Here is a 20,497-nt window from a genome sequence, read left to right as displayed (position 1 = left end):
TATGCCTCCTATCAATGGTTGATTACTTTACTGATAAATTGTTTTGCACGTTCTTCTTTTGGATCATCAAAGAAATTTCGTACATCGCGACTATCTTCTAATACTTGACCGTCAGCCATAAAGATGACACGATCAGCCACTTCTTTGGCAAAGCCCATCTCATGGGTCACGACGATCATTGACATCCCATCTCTTGCCAGTTTTTTCATTACGTCCAAAACATCACCGATCATTTCTGGGTCTAACGCAGATGTTGGCTCGTCAAATAACAGCATTTCAGGATTCATCGCTAAGCCGCGAGCAATCGCCACACGCTGTTGTTGTCCTCCAGATAACATTGATGGATACGAATCTTTTTTGTCTAACATGTTGACCGTTTTTAAAAATTTCTCTGCATTTTTCACAGCAGTCGCTTCATCTTGTTTTAACACTTTGATCGGTGCTAGGGTGATATTTTCCAGAACCGTTTTATTTGGGTAAAGATTGAAATGTTGAAATACCATCCCAACATTTTTTCTGATCTCCGTCAGTTTCGTTTTCTTGTCACGAATATCGACATCATTGATCAAAAGTTTTCCTGAAGTAATTGTTTCTAAGCCGTTGATACAGCGTAGCATCGTACTTTTCCCTGATCCTGATGGACCAATGACAACGACGACTTCTCCTTTTTCAAATTCAAGATTGATGTTTTTCAAAGCATGGAATTTGCCGTAATACTTTTCCACACTGTCAAATTTAATCATTGTCATATCATTACACTCCCATTATTATTTAGTAAGATTTCTTTTAAAGTAATATAATAGAACACATTATATCTGAAACTTTGGCAACTTGTAAAGTTTCCAAGAAAATTACCCATCCCTTTTCTTTTATAATTGGTATAAATAACGATTTTTCAGCTACTTTTTTCGATGATTTCCGTCTGGACTGTTGTCTATTCGGTAAAAAAACGGTAAGATATTAAGTATTAGTCTGACAAATTAAAAAGAGGTGTTCTTTTTTGAAAAATATTATTTTAACAGGAGACCGTCCTACTGGCAAACTACACTTAGGCCATTATGTCGGGTCATTAAAAAAACGTGTAGAAATGCAAGCAGATGAAGCGAATCAGTTATTTGTGATGATCGCGGATATGCAAGCATTGACTGATAATGCCAAAAATCCGGAAAAAGTATCTTCCAATGTATTAGAAGTTGCTTTAGATTACTTAGCGGTCGGGTTAGATCCTGCCAAATCAACATTGTTCATCCAATCGCAGATCCCTGAATTAGCAGAGTTGACAATGTATTACTTAAACTTAGTGAGTGTGGGTCGTGTCCGTCGTAACCCTACTGTAAAAACGGAGATCGAGCAAAAGAAATTTGGTGAAAGTGTCCCAACAGGTTTCTTCATCTACCCTGTCTCACAAGCTGCTGACATTACTGCGTTCAAAGCAAACCTCGTGCCAGTTGGTGAAGATCAAAAACCAATGTTAGAACAAACACAAGAAATCGTCCAAAGTTTCAATCATACGTATGGTGAAGTACTCGTTGAGCCTAAAGGCGTCTTTCCTCCTAAAGGAATGGGACGTTTACCAGGCATCGATGGTAACGGAAAAATGAGTAAATCATTAGGTAACGGCATCTACATTTCTGATCCTGCTGATGTCTTGCAGAAAAAAGTCATGAGTATGTATACCGACCCAAATCACATCCATGTCCAAGATCCAGGACAAGTGGAAGGCAATATGGTCTTTACTTACTTAGATGTTTTTGGTACAGATAAAGAAGCGATCGAAGAAATGAAAGCTCATTATCGTCGTGGCGGTCTAGGTGATGTGAAAATCAAACGTTACTTGATTGATGTGTTGGAGGCTGAGTTCGCGCCGATCCGCGCACGTCGTGAAGAGTTGGCGAAGGACCCACAAGCGGTGATGGATATCTTACGTCATGGTAGTGGAGAAGCTGCCAAAGTTGCCGCAGCTACACTTTCGGAAGTGAAAGCAGCAATGGGCATCAATTACTTCAACAAATAAAAAAATTGGAACAAGGTCATTCAATGACCTTGTTCCAATTTTTTTGTCGATTTAATATTAACGAATACTTGCATTGACTGTTTCTGCCAACGCCTTCTCAACTTTGCTCATCGCTTGATTGATTTCTTCGTCCGTTAGTGTTGCTTCTGGGTTTTCAAAACTTAATGTATACGCAACTGATTTGTGTCCTGCTTCGATGTTTGCACCTTGATATACATCGAATAGTTCAACATTTGTCAAGAAACGGCCAGCAGCTGATTGGATTGTGCGAACGATTTCTTGGTTCGTCACATTTTCAGCAACTAACATCGCAATGTCACGCGTCACACTTGGGAATTTTGTCACCGGTCGGAATGTGATCCCTTTTTGAGCTGCTTCAACGACGGTCGCTAAATCAAACTCAGCAACATATGTTTCTGGAATATCGTAAGCTTTTGCGGTCATCGGATGGACTTGACCAACAAAGCCGATCATTGTCTCCCCTAAATAAATTGCCGCAGTACGACCTGGATGAAGTTCTTTGATTGTTGTCAATGCTTGGTAACTGATGTCATCAGCCAATGAAAGCTGTTCAAAAACATTTGCCAAGATCCCTTTGACAGTAAAGAAGTCAACTGCTTGCGGCTTACTTTGCCAACTTTTCTCTGCCCATGTACCAGTTACTGCAAGAGCTACGTGAGTGACTTCTTGTGGTAGATGAGTCAATGGATCGTTTTCTTGATAGAATACGCGACCCACTTCATAAAATGCGATATCCGCATTTTTACGTGCCGTGTTATATTGGACGTTATCTAATAGACCACTGATCAAGTTCATGCGTAAGACAGAACGGTCTTCACTCATTGGCCAATCCAAGCGAGTGATTGCTGTTTCTTTCAACGCGAATTGACGAGATTTTTCTTCTGTGGTCAGCGCATAACTGATTGCTTCACTTAATCCGCTACCTTCCAGTAACGTACGGATCTTACGCGTAGTCGCTTGTTCTTGTGTCAAGCTTCCTGCAACTGTTTCGCCACTTGGTAACGTTGAAGGCAGACGATCGTAGCCATAGATACGTGCTACTTCTTCAATAATATCTGCTTCGATCTGGATATCCCAACGTCTTGGCGGCACGATGACTGTATATGCTTCACCTTCGACTTGATAGCCGAATCCTAATGCTTCAAAAATCTCACTGACTTCAGATACAGTCAATGCTGTACCTAAATAATGGTTGATACGATCCAATGTGATTTGCACTTTTACTTCTTCTGCTTGATACTCAGAGCCTTTGACAGCACCTTGTAACACTTCTCCGCCTGCTAAAGCAACGATCATTGCCGCAGCCACATCACTTGCTTCGCCTACAGTTGCTTTATTGATGCCTTTTTCAAAACGCGCAGATGATTCACTACGAAGATTGAAACGTTTCGCTGTTCGGCGAATCGAGATTGGGTCGAATAAAGCAGATTCTAATGCCACAGTTGTGGTTGTTTCTGTGATCTCTGAATCAAGTCCGCCCATGACACCAGCTAAAGCCACTGGTACTTGACCGTTCGTGATGACTAGATCTTCTGCTGTCAATGTGCGAGTTTCGCCATCCAACGTCACAAGGTTTTCTTCTTCTGCTGCGTGACGCACCACGATTTCTTCTGTGCCTAACTTATCATAGTCAAACGCATGTAATGGTTGGCCGAACAATAATAAGATATAGTTTGTGATATCCACGACATTGTTGATTGGGCGGATTCCTTCATTCATCAAAATATTTTGCAGCCATTGTGGACTCGATTGGATCTTGACGTTTTCAATGATGCGGATTTGATAAGCTGGTACCAATTCCTTGTCTTCCACTGTTACCGCAATTTTTTCTAAAGCTTTACGATCGACTTCTACTAATTCTTCCTCATTGAATGTCGGTGTTTGGCGATAGATTGCGCCGACTTCATAAGCCACACCTCTCATTGATAAGGCATCCGCACGGTTTGGTGTGATCGATAATTCGATGATCGCATCATCCATATCTAAATAAGAAAAGACTGGTTCACCGTTGACCGCTTCTTGTGGTAAATAGTAGATACCTTCTGAATATTCTTTAGGTACGACACTGTCAGAATAACCAATTTCTTGTAACGCACAGATCATCCCATTAGAGACTTGTCCGCGCATTTTTCCTTTTTTGATTTTGACATTGCCTGCAATCCGTGAATTTGGTAAAGCCACAATGACTTTGATTCCTGCTTTGACATTCGGCGCACCACAAACGATTTGTGATAATTCTTCCTCACCGATGTCTACTTGACAGATCGATAGGTGATCAGAATCAGGATGTGGGACACATTCCTTCACTTCTCCCACAACGATTTTCTTCAAGCCTTCTTCAGGTACAGTGACCCCTTCGACTTCGATTCCTGTGACCGACATTTTATCCGCAAGTTCTTGCGGTGTCACATTTGATAAATCAATGTATTGATTCAACCATTTATATGATACTAACATTCTTTTACTCCCCCTTGAACTGACTTAAGAAGCGCAAGTCATTTTGATAGAAATTACGAATATCGTTGACACCATAGCGTAACATTGCGACACGATCTGGTCCCAGTCCAAAAGCAAAACCGGAGTATTCTTCAGGATCGATCCCTGACATTTCCAAAACATTCGGATGAACCATCCCAGCGCCTAAAATTTCGATCCAGCCGGTGTGTTTGCAGACGTTACAGCCTGATCCACCGCATTTGAAACAGCTGACATCGACTTCAACAGAAGGCTCTGTGAACGGGAAATAACTTGGTCGTAAACGGATTTGGCGATCTTCACCGAACATCTTCTTCATCACGACTTCCAATGTGCCTTTCAGATCTCCCATCGTGACATTCTTATCGATCACTAATCCTTCGATCTGATGGAATTGATGACTATGCGTTGCATCATCTGTATCACGTCGGAAAACTTTCCCAGGTGAGATCATACGTAGCGCGCCTTTTGAAAAGTCATGTTTTTCCATTGTCCGTGCTTGGACAGGCGACGTATGCGTACGGATCAAAATTTCTTCTGAAATATAGAAGGTATCTTGCATATCACGAGCTGGATGATCTTTTGGTAAATTCATTCGTTCGAAGTTATAATGATCTGACTCCACTTCATAGCCTTCAACGATTTGATAGCCCATACCAACAAAAATATCTTCGATTTCTTCCATGATCTGTGTCAAGATGTGGCGTGTGCCTTGTTTGACTGAACGACCTGGCAGTGTCACGTCGATGGTTTCTTTTTCTAATGCTGCATTCATGGCAGCAGTTTCTAAGACTGCTTTTCTTTCCTCGATCTCTTGTGTCAATAGATCACGGATCTCATTGGCAAAGCTTCCCACTTTTGGACGCTCTTCCGGACTTAAATCTTTCATTCCTCGCAAGACCTCAGTGATTGGTCCTTTTTTTCCTAGTGTTTCGACACGGATCTGATTTAATTCTTTTAGATCCTGTACTTGCTTGATCTTGACGATCGTTGCTTCCTTCAAGCTTTCGAGTTGTGCTTGTAAAGACATGCGCAATTTCCTCCTTTAAAATTCAAATGCAAAAAAGACCTCATTCCTATCAAGGAACGAGGTCTTCGCGTTACCATCCTAATTTACGATCCAAACGACCGTACACTCATTTTATTAACGACAGACGTTCTGCCGGTCTGAAAAAAATCCAGACGAACTCGGAAAGTGAACTTCATTTTTCAAACACAGGATCTGCTTTCAGTCTATGACAGATCTCCCTTGACTGGTTCAACCAAACTACTCTTTTTCGTCATCGTTCTTTTTTGTTTATTCAACTAAAAACCAGTGTACAAGATTTTTGAGACAAAATCAACTGCATTCTTCGGGTGTGACCCATTTCTCACTCCAAAGTTGTAACTGGACCATCGCTTTTTGTAAATCTGCCCCTTTTTCAGTCAGCATATATTCAGAACGACTCGATTCATTGCATGAAAAATTACGCGTTACGATTTTTTCTTTTTCTAATTCTTTTAATCGTTCGACCAAGACACGGTCACTGACCATTGGGATTTTTGCAGAGAGATCAACAAAGCGCTGCGGACCATTTTCGAGTAATACATCGATAATCAATCCATTCCATTTTTTTCCTAAAATCGAGAATGTTTTTTCAAATTTGGGACACAGAATGAATTCTGTCTGTGTTAGCTCCATCTTACTCACCTCTTTTTATGAGTATAGCATATTACTTACAAAGTGTAAGTCCAGTTTGCTCAATTCTTATTCTTTATTAAGATTTATTATTTTCTTCGCTTGTAATAACACTAGAAAGACATCTTGTACGGGTTTATTCAACGCTTCGCTCAATGCTCGTTGGTAGAGGTTCAATTGACCACGGTATTTGCTGATGACCTTTTCTATTTCCTCAGGATCTTCTGGGTGCAAGATAAAATCGGTCTTGAAATCATAAAGCTGTACATACTCATCAAAGTCGAGATACCCGTCCACGATCCCATGGACTAATAATTCGTCTTGATCATTTGGATATTCTTTGAATACTTTTTCTGCTTGGAGAAGCATTGAAAATGGTTGTTCTCGTTTGACTTTTTCTGAATGTTCGATCAATGATTGGCCAAGAAATGATTCATAGAACCAAAGAATAGCTGCAATCGGTACTCTTTTATCAACTTTCTCATCCACCAAGCGTTTTTTGACCAGTATCGCTAATTCTTTTTCGACTCGCTCTTTCGTCAAGTTTTCCAATGGTAATAACTGTAACAGAAAGTGTGTCGCAGTCCCCACTGCTGCGGCAGAAACTTTACGCTCTTTTTGTAAAAAACGGGGTTCTGCCAACTGATCTTGTGTATACCTGAACGGTTGTGCAAATGCTTTTTTATCACTTCTTTCCCAGGTCAATCGTGCATCTGGTGAATCATCCGGGTCTTCAAAAAGACGTTTGATCTCAGAAACAGATTGATAACTAGTCGTTTGCGAAGAAGCTTCATAAGGATAAGCAAACGCTAAACGAGTTTTTAGATCTGCGGACAATGGTGTTTGATCGCTTACCTGCTCTTCTGCTTGTTCTTCTTTTGTTGCTAACGCTTGGCGTTGTGCGATGACCTCTTCTTGATTCATCCAAGTGATCGTAAAGTCTCCAGGCGAAGCTTTTAGTTGTGGCAACGGTGTAGCTTCTGGGAAGTATTCAGTCATTTTCGGATGGCGGATCAAACTATAGCCGATCCAATTCATCAAACTACTCATACTTTTCAGACGAATCACTGGATCTAGCACTAAGTCAGGTTGTTCGCTTGCTTCTGACCAAGCTTTGAACGTGTCTTCTTTGCTTTTATAGGAACCGACAATAAACAATTTTTGCTCTGCTCGTGTCAAGCCCACGTATAATTTACGCATTTCTTCCGAGAGCAGTTTTTTCTGTTTCGCTAATTTGATGGCTTGATAAGGCAAGGTATCATATAAGACCCGAGTATCTGGCTCCATATAGCGGACCCCTGCACCGAGTTTTTCTTCAAAAGCATAGCGGTTTTTTAAGTCTTGCAAATTGAATTGCTTCGTCATATCTAATAAAAAGACGATTGGGAACTCTAATCCTTTACTGGCATGGATAGTCATGACACGAACGGCATTGTCACTGGAAGCAAGGACAGGTTCAGCTAAATCTTTGTCTTTTTCCTGCATTTTTTCAATAAAGCGGACAAACTGGTAAAGTCCGCGAAAAGAGCTTTGTTCGTAAGCTTTCGCACGATCCACTAACGCATAAAGATTCGCTTGACGCTGCGCACCAGCTGATAACCCTACGACGTATTCCAAATAGCCCGTTTGGTAATAGATTTCCCATAACAGATCAGTGATTGAAGAACGACGTGCTAACTCCCGCCATTGTTGTAATTGCTCGTTAAAATGAAGGAGTTTAGCCGACAACTCGTCTTCGTTATTATTTTGATAAGCTAGCACTGCATCATAGTAAGTATGCGCCTGATCTGCTAAGCGAATACGCGCTAATTCTGGTTCGATCAAGCCGACGATCGGCGAACGAAGGACAGAAGCCAACGGGATATCCTGATAAGGATTGTCGATCAGTTGCAGCAAGGAGATCATCGTGCGGATCTCGGTTGCTTGGAAATAATTTTGAGCATCATTTAACTCTAAGGGAATATCAAAGGTTTTGAACACTTCTAAGATTGTCAGATTGTTTTTCTTCGTCGGCGTCAGCAAAACGATATCTTTGTATTCGATTGGCCGTTCTTCTTGCCTTTTTTTATCGTAGATCATGAACTGTGAATCGATCAGCTGACGGATCTTTAATCCTGTCATAAACAATTCGCCTTCTGTTTTATCTTCCAATACTTCATCCATGGGTAGTTCGATTTCTGATGTTTCTTGGGCTTTTTCATAAATCAGAATCTCTGGTGAAAATCGCTCATTCTCTGGGAAACCAGAAAAACCAAGGACAAGTCTAGCCGCTTCATCGTAGGCGATCTGTCCGACTGTCGGGTCCATCAATTGTTCAAAGATCAAATTGGTAAATGCCAAAACTTCTTGCCGTGAGCGGAAATTTTCAGCTAAGACGATCCGTCGTCCGCCTCTTTCTTCCGAAAATTTCTCATATTTATTGATAAAAAGGGTGGGATCAGCTAAACGGAACGAATAGATCGACTGTTTGACATCCCCTACCATAAAGAGATTGCCTTTTTCTTCATCCGGTTCTCTGACCCAATAAAGTAATTCTTCTTGTAGCTGGTTGACGTCTTGGTATTCATCGACCATCACTTCTTTGAACTTCCTGCGATAATAATCCGAGGCTTCACTTGGTTGCCACGCTTCTTCTTGCTGTTTCGTCAGTATTTGTAGCGCTAAGTGTTCCAAATCGTTAAAATCCAGTACGCCTTTTTCGCGTTTGCGCGCACTGAATCCTTCCATGAAAAGTTTAGTGACTTCCGTCATTTGTTCAACGAGAGGTAACGCTTTTTGGCTTAACTCTTCGATTTGTGCGGGTGAAACTGGGAAATAGCTTTTACCGATTTGTTGCAAGATTTTTTTGGCACGATCTCTTAACGCCTTGACTTCAGCCGAACGCTCTTTCAACTCCGCTTTGCGACTGCTTTTGAATGTTGAGAAGGTCAAATTTTCTAATCCTTGATAAGCATTCTCTAATTCATCACTGACGAATCCTTCATAGATTTGTTGGATACTTGCCTGCTCTTGGGCAACTTGTTCCAACATTTTTTCTAGCCCTTCCTCTTGTGCCAAAACAACCATTTCTTCATAGAGTTGTGTGCAATGAAGTAAGTCAGCTAAAACCAATGGCCGGATCTGTTCTTGATACAACGTAGAAGCTGCTAACCCACCTTCTAAGCGATAGGCTTCAGATAAACGGTCCAACCAAGCGATAGGATCAGGATTTGCACGGGCAAAATCATAGAGAGAAAACACGAGATTCGTCAACCCATCATCTGAACGATCATTTGAGAAGTTCATCGTCAAGCGAAAGAAGTTTTCTTGGTTTTCAGCGTACAGCTGTTCTCTGATTTCATCCCACACATCTTCTTTCATCAAGATCGTCTCTGTTTCATCTGTCAACATTCGAAACACTGGATCGATATCGATCAAATAATAATATTTACGGATGACAGTCAAACAAAACGCATGGAGTGTTGAGATGTTTGCTGTTGGGAGCAACACAAGCTGTTTCGTAAAATGTTTTTGCCAAACCGGATCACTTTCACTATTGACTGCTTCTTGTAACGCAGACTGGATGCGTTCTTTCATTTCTCTTGCAGCGGCTTCCGTAAACGTGACGATCAACAGCTCATCGATGTTGACCCCCATTTTTAGTTTCTCGATCACTCGGCGAACTAAAACAGTTGTTTTACCTGAACCAGCCGATGCCGAAACAAGAAGATTATCTCCTTGATCAAAAATAGCTTGCCACTGTTCATCGGTAAAGCGCTCATTTTCTGGTTTTAAAGGAATTGAGGTCACTCTTCTTCACTCCTTTTCAATATTCTGCGTAGTGCTTCTTCTTTATCAAGCTTTTCTAAACGATGGTAATTGTTTTCTTTCAGCATGACATCGAACGTACAGATACTTCGGAACGGGCAATATTCACAAGCGATTCTTTGTTTGTCTTTATAGGCTGGATTCAGTTTGATCTCTCCGGATGTGATTGCCTCACCAGCTAAACGCATATTCTCGCGATTATGATTCATGAACAATTGCAGTTCTTCTTCTGTATAAAATTTTTCTTTGCTATAACTGCCTTTTTGCAGCTCGTCTTTGGCATTTTTCTTCACCGGATAGATCAGTGAACTTTCTTTCGCTTCCAATGAATGATCGAGTACTTCTAATAAGCCTGGATCATCGACAAAAACCCCATCATAGCTGAATTTCTTTAACGTGTTTTTCTCGACATTTGTCGTATCCGTCAGCACTGGATTATGCACATGCAAGTAATAAGAGCCTGCCGGTTTGACTGCTGCCTTGCCGGTTAAACGTACGGCATCCATCAACGCCACATCAAGATAGGTCAATAGCTGCATCGCCATCCCATAATATGCTTCTGTCACGTCAAAGGAACGGCCACTTGATTTATAGTCCACGACACTCAACCACGTATCACTTTGTTCAGTTGCGACATCGATCCGATCGATTTTTCCACGTACATGGAGCTTCCCGCCCTTATCCAAAGGGATCTCAAGCCCAGGAATCCCTCGAGCACCAGCAATCTGTCCAAATAAAATCTCTGTTTGTAAGGGTTTCATACCAGTGTTCTTACTTTGTTTTTGTAACGCCCACGCCACTTTTTGAATCGTTTGTCCTAATTGGTAACGGATATAGTTCATTCGTGCAGAACTATCTAAAATCTCAAAACGCAATTCACCGAACACTTCTTGTAACACTTTTTCAGTAAATTCTTGACGCTCTTTCTCAGACATTGCTACGAGTGAAAGTTGATTGGAGAATAACAACTTGAAAAAACGATCGAGTGACTCATGATAAAAATCACCGGTAGCAGCTGGTGTCAAACCATAAATATTACGTTCTTTCAGCTTCAAGCCAAATTGAACAAAATACTTATATTCACAATTATAGAAGTTTTCCATCCGTGAGATCGACGTATAGATTTCTTTACCGTATAAAGCCTCTGCCATCTCTTCTGACAAAGATACAGGAACATTCAGGTGATCTTGACTTTCAAAGATCGTCAACGCAAAATTCCGTTCGTTAGAACGAAGCACCAAATCTTTTAATTGTTGCCAATAAAGCGGCACAGCCTGTTTTGCTTCTTTTGCTAAACGGTAGACGCGATTGATCGTATTGATGCCACTACGGTATGTTCCCACGTAGCAATCGGGTTCACTCGTCAACTGCAACTGGCATTTTGCTTCGACCGGAATACCCAGATAATCGACGACTCGTTTCAAATAAGGAGACATTTTCAAGCGATTTGTATCATAGCTTTGCGCATAGCTCAAGTACAACCGTTCAGTTCCCGAGGCAAACACTAAATAAGCTTGAAAAGGTTCAAATGACATACTCTCCTTTGCGGGATCAAATAAAAATTGATCATCAGCCAGCCCTTGATTCAACGCTTCTCGTTCTTCGCTAGATAATAAGCCTTTCGTTTCATGGCGATCTGGGAACACCTGATCATTCAAGCCAACTGCAAATGTGACCTTCGCTTGATTCGCACGTACAAGTTCCAAACGGTTGATCCGTACTTGATCGATTGCCGTAGGGATCTTCCCATAGCTAAGATTTTCTAAGCCACTAGTGATGATCTCTTGAAACAAGGACCAGTCAAATGGTGTTTCTCCATAGATCAATGAATATTCATCCAAAAGATCCATCAAAGCACCCCAGGTTTGTTCATGGTTTCTAGCCGCAGCTAAGTTTCCTCTGGCTACTTCTTGGTCACGCCAGAAAAGTAATTGTTGTTGCACGCCACTTTCGATCAAGAACTGATAAAACAACGTGACTGCTTCTTGTCCTGTTTGACATTTCTTGATTTCCCCAATAAATACAGGCACCAGCGCACGAAATAGTCTGCGGATTGTATTTGATTGCTCTTCCAACTGTTTGACGTCTTCTAGCTGTTCTGCTTCAAAATCATAGGCGACAAACTGCCAATCTTTTTCTCGAAGCCAATAATTGCCTTGATAGTTGTATGCTAAAGCAACATTTTCTGTGATATCCAGATCCGTGCGAAACTGGTTTCTGGCCGTCTGCCACGTATCAAGATCTAGTTCATCGGTTGGTGTACCGATCGTTAACTCAGTTTTAAAGAAACGCATGATATCGTTTAAACGATACTGGTAACGATCCAAAGCAAATAGGCTATTGATCCATTCGATCAATGGATGGTTTTCCATCAGTTGTTCTTCGTCCAAATAAAAAGGGATCGCCATTTCTTGGAAAATCGGTCGCAATAGATTTCCGTATAGCGTCATATCCTTTGTCAATACTTGGATGTCTTTATAACGAAACCCTTCTTGGCTGACCAAACGCCGGATCTCCACCGCTAATTGGCGAACTTCTTCCGTTGGATTTTCTGCTTCCCATAGATGTAGTGTCTCTTGCGCACCAATCTTTGTTGGTGTGCTTTTCTGGTGACTGGAAGTTTCTTCCCACATTTGTTGTAACGATTGAAGTTCATTTTTATATGCTCGTGCCGGTGCATAATGATCGACTCCCACAGGGACACTTTGTTCTCGTGCAGCGTTCAGTAGTTGAAAATAAACCTTACCTGTGTTGTAAAACAAGGTCAATGGATCAGGCAAGTCGGATTTATAAGGACGATCCAATAAGAGATCAACGACAAGCTGACCCTTTTCCATCATTTTTTGCATCAATTGGAATTCTTGCGCATTGATTCGCGCAAATCCACTGACTAAAAATTTTATGTTTCGATAATCCTGAGTTGCCATATAATTTGCTAATACGGTTAACGCATCTTCCGATTGGAGCGCTCGTTGAAGCAACTCCTCTTCAAAAGCGGTGAAGATCAATTGCAGATCCTTCATTTTTAATTGACGATCCTCATCTCTTGGTGACTCGCCTGTCACAGATGTCAGCAAGTCAGTTGGTGCTATCTTCCCTACCTGTAATTCGCTATATAATTCTTGCAACTGACGAATGAAGCCTTTTTTTCTGATTTCTCCTCGAAAAATCGTCAGTTCCTCTTGTTTCTTTTCTAAAATCTGACGTAGGATCATCGCTGAACCAGCTTCCGTCAATTCATTTCCTGAAAGCAACGTGGTTTGTTGCAGTAAGTACCAAGCTAAACGATAGAAACTGAATACTTGCATATTCGTTGTGCTAAAAGAGCTTTTTCCGCTTTTTTTACGCATCTCGGCTAATAATTCCTGCTCTTGCTCAAATTTATTATAGTTAGGTACAAGGAAAAATACCTGATGTGTTTCATCTTTTTCAAGCCAAGCGGCTGCTTCATCAATTAGTGCTTTACGGTGGTCTTTTTGACCATTCCCCAAGATAAATTGTAACGACACCTTGCTTCCTCCTTTTTTCCCAATTGATATACGTCATCATTATAACAAAAACAACTGAACATTTGTTCTATTATCGCCTAAATTTCGGAAATAAAAAAAGCCGGAGATGGACAATCGTCCTCTCCGACAAAAACATGGCTTAATGGATCGAACCCATTAATTTTTTGATTGGTTCTTTGATTGCAAACAAGATCACTGCACCTACGATCGCCACGACCCCAATGATCCCGAAGTAAGCTGATTCGGTACCCGGTGTGTAAAAACGAGCGATTTGTGCGTTGATGGCTTGTGAAGAAGCATCCGCTAAGAACCAGATCGCAATCGTTTGTGACTCAAAAGCTCTTGGTGCTAATTTCGTCGTCACAGATAGTCCAACTGGTGACAAGCAAAGTTCAGCAAGCACAATAATGAAGAAGCTTCCGATCAACCAAAGCGGACTTACTTTGCCAGCTGTTCCATATAACATACCTGGTAACATCAATAATAGATAAGATAGCCCTGCAAATAGTAAACCTAGCGAGAATTTCACTACTGTCGAAGGTTGACGTTTGCCTAAGCGAGTCCACAATGTCACGAATACCGGTGTCAAAATAAAGATAAAAATCGGATTCAATGATTGATACCAGCTAGCTTGGATCGGTATGCCCATCAAAGTCGATCGTGTCCGTTCACTTGCAAATAAAGCAAGGATCGATGAGCCTTGTTCTTGTAATGACCAAAAGATGATTGCTGCTAAGAATAACGGGATATATGCCCATACTCTTGGTTTTTCTTCCGTCGATACATCTTTTGATGTCAACATTTTAATAAAGTAATAAAGTGGTAAAACGATCCCCAAGACACTGATTGTATTGACGAAGAAATCGATCGTCAAATGTCCAGTTAGTTGTGCCCCGCCAAAAATAATGGCAAATACGATCAAAGCGATCACAACATTGCGGATAAATCCTTTACGTTCTTGTTGTGTCAATGGATTAGGTGCTGTCATCCCTACACCATCCAACGTCTTACGTCCTTGGATCACATACTGCAACAATCCGAAGAACATACCAATCGCTGCTAATGAGAACCCTAAATGATAGTTATACTCTTGCCCAATCGTGCCGACGATCAACGGTGCGAGTAATGCCCCAAGATTGACCCCCATATAAAAGATTGAAAATCCTGCATCTCTTCGTAGATCGGTTTTAGTGTACAAATGTCCAACCATGCCAGAAACATTCGGTTTTAAAAAGGCGGTACCAATGATGATCAATGCCATCGAGATAAATAAAGTTGAGACACCAAACGGCAATGCTAGAACGATATGTCCAATCATGATGAAGACCCCACCAATAAAGACAGTCCGTTTTGCTCCTAACACCCGGTCAGAAAACCAACCGCCGACGATACTTGACATGTAGATCAACGAACCATAGATCGACATGATCGACAAGGCTGTTGCTCGAGGTAAGCCAAGACCTCCATTCGCTACTGTATCGTACATATAGTAGATCAGTAAGGCGCGCATTCCATAATAGCTGAATCGTTCCCACATTTCTGTAAAGAACAATGTAGACAATCCCTTCGGCTGACCGAAGAACCCTTTGTCTTGTTTTTCCATTTTCCATACCCCAATTCTTTTTAATTTTCAGAAAATAATACACACATTTACCGAAAATTCGTGTGAAAATATATATCTAAGAAATATATACCTATTTTCTATAAATACAACAAAATTTCAATGGGAAAACGATAAGAAAAAACATAGGTTATTTTTAATAATTATATAGTTCGTTTCTCGCAACTTCTAAGAAATATCGCTAGATCCGTCATGTAAACGGTCTTATATCAAGGCCTTTAAATCATATCTAAAATTATTATATTTAAAAAAGTTTTTTTGAGCATTTCATTTTACTTACTTTTTGTAAGGTGATATACTTCATTTTGTCATCAAGAAAAAAACGCAGAAAAGCGATTTAAAGGAGAACTGATTTATGACTGAATTTACAAATAGCTTAAAAAACCGCCGTTCGATTTATGATTTAGGACGCAACGTTTCACAATCAAATGAAGAACTAACTGCTTTGATCCAAGAAGCAATCAAAGAAAGCCCTACTGCTTTCAATGCGCAATCAACACGTGCTGTGATCCTATTCGGCGATGCACACGAAAAATTATGGGAAATGACAGAAGAAGCATTACGTCCATTGACTCCTGCTGAAGCTTTCCCTAATACACAAAACAAATTAGCAAGCTTTAAAAAAGGCTATGGTACTGTCTTATTCTTTAAAGACACAGATATTATCAAAAACTTGCAAGAACAATTTGCATTGTATGCAGACAATTTCCCAGATTGGTCAGAACAATCAAATGGGATCGCAACAGCAAACACTTGGGTAGCATTAAGCGAAGAAGGCTTAGGCGCCAACTTACAACACTACAACCCAGTAATCGATGAAGCTGTAGCAAACGAATGGTCAATTCCTGCAAACTGGAAATTGCGTGCACAATTAGTCTTTGGTTCACCTGAATCTCCAGCTGGCGAAAAAGAATATATGAACGATGCAGATCGTTTCCGTGTCTTTGGTGCATAGTTCGTCAATGACAAAAAACAGCTCCCTATTCTAAAATAGGGAGCTGTTTTTCATTTTAGTATTTATTCGTCTTCATGCTCAATCATGATATCAAGTTCTGCATCATCATTTAAATGCTTCGCTAAAAAAGGAATCAGTTCTTCTAATGAAACAGAAAACTTCAATAACGGTCCACGCCAACCATTTCGGAAAAAATTCATTTTGACTTCTTTCGAATCTTTCGGTTGGTAAAGAACAATTTTATTTATTTCAGAAAAAGGCACGCCTCGACGGTCAAAACTATTCAGTACTAACCCTTCTGTTGTCAGACCTCGACTGTCTAGTAAGAAACTCAATAAGACAAGCGAAGCTAAGACCCCTTTCACTAACTCATCTAAAGTTGGTTGACTAACCAATGTATACCATAGAACAAGTATAGCTAGAAAAGGAACAACTAAATAGACCCAGCGATTCCGCACCGTTTTATACACGATTTCTCGGCGCACCAGCCAAAGAAATAAACACATGACGATGACAAATAGAAAAAGAACTATTGCTAAAAAGGAAACCATCTTATCGATCCACACCTCTATTTTCAACTCTTAGAAAATCCAAGGGGTAAATCCTGTCCCCTTCTTTAACTAAACGATCGGTGATCCAAAAGTTGACCTGCAATGCTAAGATCAGATCACTTTTTTCACGACCTAGATAATCGGTATTCAAGGAGCAACACTTCGGTCATAGGACGTGTTAAACGCTTCTTTCATAACCTTAAAAGGACCTGCAACATTACTTATTCGATGTTGCATGTCCAGATCTTCTTATTCAAATGTATCATACTTAGCTACTACCATGCTAGCTTTTTCTTCTAATAATTCTTGATCTTCTATAGCGCATTGGGCAACTTTGACTACGGCGCAATTTGTCATTTTTGAAACAACTTCTCCAACAACTGCTTTGGTAAAACCAATGGGCCTACATGAATATTGTTCTCCTAAATTAATCATTTCTTCCGTCATCAAAATCCTCCTAAACTACTCAAACAGTTTGCCACAGAAAATCATCGATTATTTATCTGTGTGTGTCGTTAGTGATGATTTGATCAAAAACTTATTTGATCTATCCGCATTATAGCGTACTGTTTTCGTTTTCACAAATTTAAACAGCTGAATCTGTCAAAAAGTAGTTTTTTTGGATAATTTTCGTTTTTTTATACGCATCAAAAAAGTTTACAGTAGTTTTTTACAGAAAAACAATTATAATAGAAAACAGTCTGGGGGAGAATTCCATGTCAAAACAAAAAGGTAAAAAACGATTCTTACTCGTTGGGACAGCACTCGTGTTGATTTCAAGCGTCTTTTACTTTACTCATAAACAAATAGAAGATAAAAAATCGTTATCCTCATCTGCTGAAAAAGTTGAGCAAACGATCAAAAGCGAAGAAAAACAAGTACTTCTCGATGTGCCAATTGAAAATCAGTTCGATGAACCTGCCCTGGAGAACGGTTGCGAAGTGACTGCATTATCGATGTTGTTACGCTTCTATGGCTATGAAACTACAAAAAATCAATTAGCCGAACAGTTGAATTATGTTCTAGTTTTCAATGAGGATGGTACTCATGGCGATCCAAACGAAGGTTTCGTCGGTGAGATCTGGGGTGGCGATTGGGCAATGGGCGTCTATGTGCCACCTATCGCTACATTAGCTCAAGAAATCGTGCAAACCGATTACCATACCGAACCGCAAACAGATGCTCGTTTGGCAGATATCAAATCTGCGCTCAGAGATGGCAAACCGGTCTGGACTTCTGTCACGATCGACTTTCAAGTGCCAACAGAATATGACTTCATGACTTGGGCGACTGCAAACGGTGAAGTACAAGTCACTCCATTAGTCCACGCCTGTGTCGTCACTGGCTTTGATGAGCAGTCGATCTATGTCAACGATCCTTACGGTGAAAAAAATCGGGCGGTACCCATCGATGACTTCGAGCAAGTGTTTGAAGCAATGGGTGGTCAAATGCTCACTTTAGAAAAGAACTAGTAATTCCTAGAAAAATAGCTTATACTCAAGCTAACAACGCATGGAAGGAGTGAGATGCTGTGGAACGATTTATTCATAAAAAGGCTGATCCGAATGAGATCCCAATCATTTTCGTCCGTGATACTTCAGGGAACATCCAAAAAAAAGTGTCAGTCAATGAATGGACAAATCGATACAGCCCTGCTTCCCTTGATTTACTAGAAATCAAACTATATCGGCAAGCACTAGCTTATTATTCTGAGCAAGACTATGAAAAAGCGATCGATTTGTTAAAATTTTTGATCATTCAAACTGGTTATACCCATTTTGAATACATTGAGCGCCTAGCGACTATCTACCGTAAAATCCATGCAGAAGCACTTGAATATCAATTGCTTTCTTCTGTCTTAGCATCAGCAGAAATCATCGGCTTACCTAGTGGATTGATCAAAAAAATCGAACGGCGGATCGACCAATTGAAACTGAATATTGAGAAAAACGAAGAAAAATAAAATAAGCCTAAGAACGAAAGATTACGTAACGAATCGATCATTCTTAGGCTTGTTTTTTTGAGTATGGTGCCGTTTTATTTCGTAGTTTACATAATAAAAATATAATTAACCAATAACTGATAATACTTTTTCAGGAACCGCTTCTCTTGAAACTTCTTCGTACGTTTCAACATGGGCGCCTTTATTTGTTAGTTTCAAGTAACGATCTTCTTTTAAAACGGAGATACCATTAAACTCGATCTCACGTTCATTTCCATTCGCATCAACTGCTTTTTGAATGTATTTTGCTGTACCATATGAATTGACTTCATCTGGTTGTTTTGTTTTCACATAAACTTCTCCCTTTGTGACCAATGGATTTAACTGATCAATCACTGCTGGCAATTCTCCACTTGCCCCTTGCGTGTAAAACTTTAAACCAAATAACGCCAAACCACTAAATACTGCAATACTTACTAAAACTTTGATTATTTTCATTTTCCTACCTCCTATTTACTCTTTGAGTATATCCTGTGGGTAAATTTCTAACATCCGTCTGTGGATTGAGTTTTTTATCAGACTTTCGCACAGAAGTTATTTTTACAAAATCTCTTTTATTTCTGCTATTATTATAAGAAAGAAAGGATGTGTTTCATTATGAATAAAGAAGAAATACTTCAGAAAATCAAAGATCTGGTCCAAAGTGGAAATTTTACTGAAGCCAAAACATTTTTCGAAGAGCATAAAGAACAACTAGGTCCTTATAAAGAAAAAGTCCAAGAATTTTTGCAAAATGTCGACTTTCAAGGAATAACTGACAAATTTAAAAATCTATTCAAATAAAGTTGTGTCGCTATCTCATGATTAAAGTTCACACGACAGAAGCTAAAAAAAAACCTCAACAATCAATGATTGTTGAGGTTTTTTTAGAGTTTCTTTGACTTTTTTTGCGAAAAGTCGATGTTCAAAAAAGGCATCCTTCTGCCCTATCCTACTATCAAAATAGTCTTGTAGGGTCATAGTGATAAGTCACAGAGCCATTCAATTGGGCTTTACCGACCACAAACTTGCGATTTTCAAGCTTTAACCACGCCTCGCGAAAAGCCATGACTTCCTCACGCTTGACCTCTATTTTATCGATTTTTCCATCAATTAAATCTTGGATCATTTGCTCATAGGGATTCATCTCAGATAACCTCCAGCTTCTTTCAGTATTCAGTGAATATCGGTGCATGTACTTCTTTCGTGTCTAGATCTTTGCGCACATTCACTTTTGTATAAATCACTTTTTCAACCGGAATGCTGTAGTAACTCTCTTCCCCATCTGTAAATTGATGAAAATCCGTTTTTGACAAAATACCATCGATTTTGTTCATCAAAACGCGCGGTTCCACACTATTGCTAACTATATAGTAGTAAATACGGATATTATTCACTAAATGTAGATCTACTTCTAAAATTACTTGGTCCATGAAACATTACACCCTTTCCTTAAAAGGATTATAACAATAAGTGAACTAAGAATCAAAAAAACGACTTTTTTATAAAATCAAGAAATTTTATAACATCTACCCTTGTGTAAAAACATACAAAATGTTATTTTTAATTATGGATTTCATTTCCTTGGAGGCGTATATAATATGGACACTTTGGGACAATTAGTCTTTTATGTTCCTTTTTTTCTAATGACAGCTTTAGCGATCTACTACACAAAGTGGACCAAACGTAAGGTTACCGTTTTGATTGCACTTCTTCCTGTAGCGTATTTCTCTTACAGGATCTTTTCCTTGCGGCATTGGGAGTCCACTCGAAAATTGCTCTCTCATGAATTTGGTTTGATTGTTTCAATGATTCTATTGATCTTATGGATCTTTTATCTTTACAAACATCCGAAGTAAACTATCTAGCTGTTTACACTAAAAAA

18 protein-coding genes are annotated in these 20,497 nt (G+C 39.9%); 6 read left to right on the top strand and 12 right to left on the bottom strand.

Annotation, left to right across the window (positions count from 1 at the left end):
- Positions 1-11: 11 nt before the first annotated feature.
- Positions 12-749, bottom strand: a complete 738-nt coding sequence (locus DOK79_RS12450; protein WP_206858790.1) for an amino acid ABC transporter ATP-binding protein — start codon at positions 747-749, stop codon at positions 12-14.
- Between the two features lie 251 nt (positions 750-1,000).
- Between DOK79_RS12450 and trpS the strand changes: the two genes are divergently transcribed.
- Positions 1,001-2,014: a tryptophan--tRNA ligase gene (trpS, locus tag DOK79_RS12445; protein ID WP_206858789.1), complete on the top strand. Its 1,014-nt coding sequence runs from the start codon at positions 1,001-1,003 to the stop codon at positions 2,012-2,014.
- A 57-nt stretch (positions 2,015-2,071) separates the two neighbouring features.
- Here trpS and pheT read toward each other — a convergent pair whose 3' ends face one another.
- From pheT to DOK79_RS12415, 6 genes are all read right to left on the bottom strand, one after another.
- Positions 2,072-4,492 (bottom strand): phenylalanine--tRNA ligase subunit beta, encoded by a 2,421-nt coding sequence (pheT, locus tag DOK79_RS12440; protein WP_206859406.1) that lies wholly within the window; start codon positions 4,490-4,492, stop codon positions 2,072-2,074.
- Between the two features lie 4 nt (positions 4,493-4,496).
- On the bottom strand, positions 4,497-5,540 hold the full coding sequence (pheS, locus tag DOK79_RS12435; RefSeq protein ID WP_206859408.1) for a phenylalanine--tRNA ligase subunit alpha: 1,044 nt from the start codon (positions 5,538-5,540) through the stop codon (positions 4,497-4,499).
- Between the two features lie 309 nt (positions 5,541-5,849).
- A complete protein-coding gene (locus tag DOK79_RS12430) occupies positions 5,850-6,191 on the bottom strand; it encodes a winged helix-turn-helix transcriptional regulator (protein ID WP_019724054.1) in 342 nt (113 codons plus the stop codon).
- A gap of 66 nt (positions 6,192-6,257) precedes the next feature.
- Positions 6,258-9,977 (bottom strand): helicase-exonuclease AddAB subunit AddA, encoded by a 3,720-nt coding sequence (gene addA / locus DOK79_RS12425; RefSeq protein WP_206859410.1) that lies wholly within the window; start codon positions 9,975-9,977, stop codon positions 6,258-6,260.
- Entirely contained in the window at positions 9,974-13,504 is a 3,531-nt protein-coding gene (locus DOK79_RS12420; RefSeq protein WP_206859413.1) for a PD-(D/E)XK nuclease family protein, read from the bottom strand. Before DOK79_RS12420 ends, addA begins: the two co-directional genes overlap by 4 nt.
- Positions 13,505-13,643: 139 nt before the next feature.
- Positions 13,644-15,107: a peptide MFS transporter gene (locus tag DOK79_RS12415; RefSeq protein ID WP_206859415.1), complete on the bottom strand. Its 1,464-nt coding sequence runs from the start codon at positions 15,105-15,107 to the stop codon at positions 13,644-13,646.
- 373 nt (positions 15,108-15,480) lie between these two features.
- Here DOK79_RS12415 and DOK79_RS12410 point away from each other — a divergent pair, with 373 nt between their 5' ends.
- Complete coding sequence (locus DOK79_RS12410) at positions 15,481-16,080, top strand: nitroreductase family protein (protein WP_206859417.1); 600 nt, start codon at positions 15,481-15,483, stop codon at positions 16,078-16,080.
- A gap of 62 nt (positions 16,081-16,142) precedes the next feature.
- Here the strand turns inward: DOK79_RS12410 and DOK79_RS12405 are convergent, their stop codons facing one another.
- The gene (locus tag DOK79_RS12405; protein WP_206859435.1) at positions 16,143-16,631 is read right to left on the bottom strand and encodes a hypothetical protein; all 489 of its coding nucleotides are present in this window, start codon (positions 16,629-16,631) and stop codon (positions 16,143-16,145) included.
- A 249-nt stretch (positions 16,632-16,880) separates the two neighbouring features.
- Entirely contained in the window at positions 16,881-17,078 is a 198-nt protein-coding gene (locus DOK79_RS12400) for a hypothetical protein (RefSeq protein WP_206859419.1), read from the bottom strand.
- Positions 17,079-17,347: 269 nt separating this feature from the next.
- On the opposite strand from DOK79_RS12400, the gene DOK79_RS12395 reads away from it, so the two are divergent.
- Entirely contained in the window at positions 17,348-18,103 is a 756-nt protein-coding gene (locus tag DOK79_RS12395) for a C39 family peptidase (protein ID WP_206859421.1), read from the top strand.
- Positions 18,104-18,162: 59 nt separating this feature from the next.
- Entirely contained in the window at positions 18,163-18,594 is a 432-nt protein-coding gene (locus DOK79_RS12390) for a hypothetical protein (protein ID WP_206859423.1), read from the top strand.
- A gap of 105 nt (positions 18,595-18,699) precedes the next feature.
- On the opposite strand, the gene DOK79_RS12385 is transcribed toward DOK79_RS12390, so the two are convergent.
- Positions 18,700-19,071: a YxeA family protein gene (locus DOK79_RS12385; RefSeq protein WP_206859424.1), complete on the bottom strand. Its 372-nt coding sequence runs from the start codon at positions 19,069-19,071 to the stop codon at positions 18,700-18,702.
- Positions 19,072-19,230: 159 nt separating this feature from the next.
- Here DOK79_RS12385 and DOK79_RS12380 point away from each other — a divergent pair, with 159 nt between their 5' ends.
- Positions 19,231-19,416, top strand: coding sequence for a hypothetical protein (locus DOK79_RS12380; RefSeq protein WP_206859426.1), 186 nt, complete (start codon positions 19,231-19,233; stop codon positions 19,414-19,416).
- 154 nt (positions 19,417-19,570) lie between these two features.
- Here DOK79_RS12380 and DOK79_RS12375 read toward each other — a convergent pair whose 3' ends face one another.
- Both DOK79_RS12375 and DOK79_RS12370 read right to left on the bottom strand, forming a co-directional pair.
- Complete coding sequence (locus DOK79_RS12375; protein WP_206859428.1) at positions 19,571-19,759, bottom strand: hypothetical protein; 189 nt, start codon at positions 19,757-19,759, stop codon at positions 19,571-19,573.
- A 22-nt stretch (positions 19,760-19,781) separates the two neighbouring features.
- Positions 19,782-20,045, bottom strand: a complete 264-nt coding sequence (locus tag DOK79_RS12370) for a hypothetical protein (RefSeq protein WP_206859432.1) — start codon at positions 20,043-20,045, stop codon at positions 19,782-19,784.
- Between the two features lie 168 nt (positions 20,046-20,213).
- On the opposite strand from DOK79_RS12370, the gene DOK79_RS12365 reads away from it, so the two are divergent.
- Positions 20,214-20,471: a glucose uptake protein gene (locus DOK79_RS12365; RefSeq protein ID WP_206859433.1), complete on the top strand. Its 258-nt coding sequence runs from the start codon at positions 20,214-20,216 to the stop codon at positions 20,469-20,471.
- The last annotated feature ends 26 nt before the right edge of the window (positions 20,472-20,497 follow it).

The organism is Enterococcus sp. DIV1094, assembly GCF_017316305.2.
Lineage (GTDB): Bacteria > Bacillota > Bacilli > Lactobacillales > Enterococcaceae > Enterococcus_B > Enterococcus_B mangumiae.
This window is presented reverse-complemented; position numbering and strand designations above follow the sequence as displayed.

Coding starts and splice junctions, on each gene's coding strand:
- DOK79_RS12450 (WP_206858790.1), bottom strand. CDS start 749: ATGACAATGATTAAATTTGACAGTGTGGAAAAGTATTACGGCAAATTC.
- pheT (WP_206859406.1), bottom strand. CDS start 4,492: ATGTTAGTATCATATAAATGGTTGAATCAATACATTGATTTATCAAAT.
- pheS (WP_206859408.1), bottom strand. CDS start 5,540: ATGTCTTTACAAGCACAACTCGAAAGCTTGAAGGAAGCAACGATCGTC.
- DOK79_RS12430 (WP_019724054.1), bottom strand. CDS start 6,191: ATGGAGCTAACACAGACAGAATTCATTCTGTGTCCCAAATTTGAAAAA.
- DOK79_RS12415 (WP_206859415.1), bottom strand. CDS start 15,107: ATGGAAAAACAAGACAAAGGGTTCTTCGGTCAGCCGAAGGGATTGTCT.
- DOK79_RS12410 (WP_206859417.1), top strand. CDS start 15,481: ATGACTGAATTTACAAATAGCTTAAAAAACCGCCGTTCGATTTATGAT.
- DOK79_RS12405 (WP_206859435.1), bottom strand. CDS start 16,631: ATGGTTTCCTTTTTAGCAATAGTTCTTTTTCTATTTGTCATCGTCATG.
- DOK79_RS12400 (WP_206859419.1), bottom strand. CDS start 17,078: ATGACGGAAGAAATGATTAATTTAGGAGAACAATATTCATGTAGGCCC.
- DOK79_RS12395 (WP_206859421.1), top strand. CDS start 17,348: ATGTCAAAACAAAAAGGTAAAAAACGATTCTTACTCGTTGGGACAGCA.
- DOK79_RS12385 (WP_206859424.1), bottom strand. CDS start 19,071: ATGAAAATAATCAAAGTTTTAGTAAGTATTGCAGTATTTAGTGGTTTG.
- DOK79_RS12380 (WP_206859426.1), top strand. CDS start 19,231: ATGAATAAAGAAGAAATACTTCAGAAAATCAAAGATCTGGTCCAAAGT.
- DOK79_RS12375 (WP_206859428.1), bottom strand. CDS start 19,759: ATGAATCCCTATGAGCAAATGATCCAAGATTTAATTGATGGAAAAATC.
- DOK79_RS12370 (WP_206859432.1), bottom strand. CDS start 20,045: ATGGACCAAGTAATTTTAGAAGTAGATCTACATTTAGTGAATAATATC.
- DOK79_RS12365 (WP_206859433.1), top strand. CDS start 20,214: ATGGACACTTTGGGACAATTAGTCTTTTATGTTCCTTTTTTTCTAATG.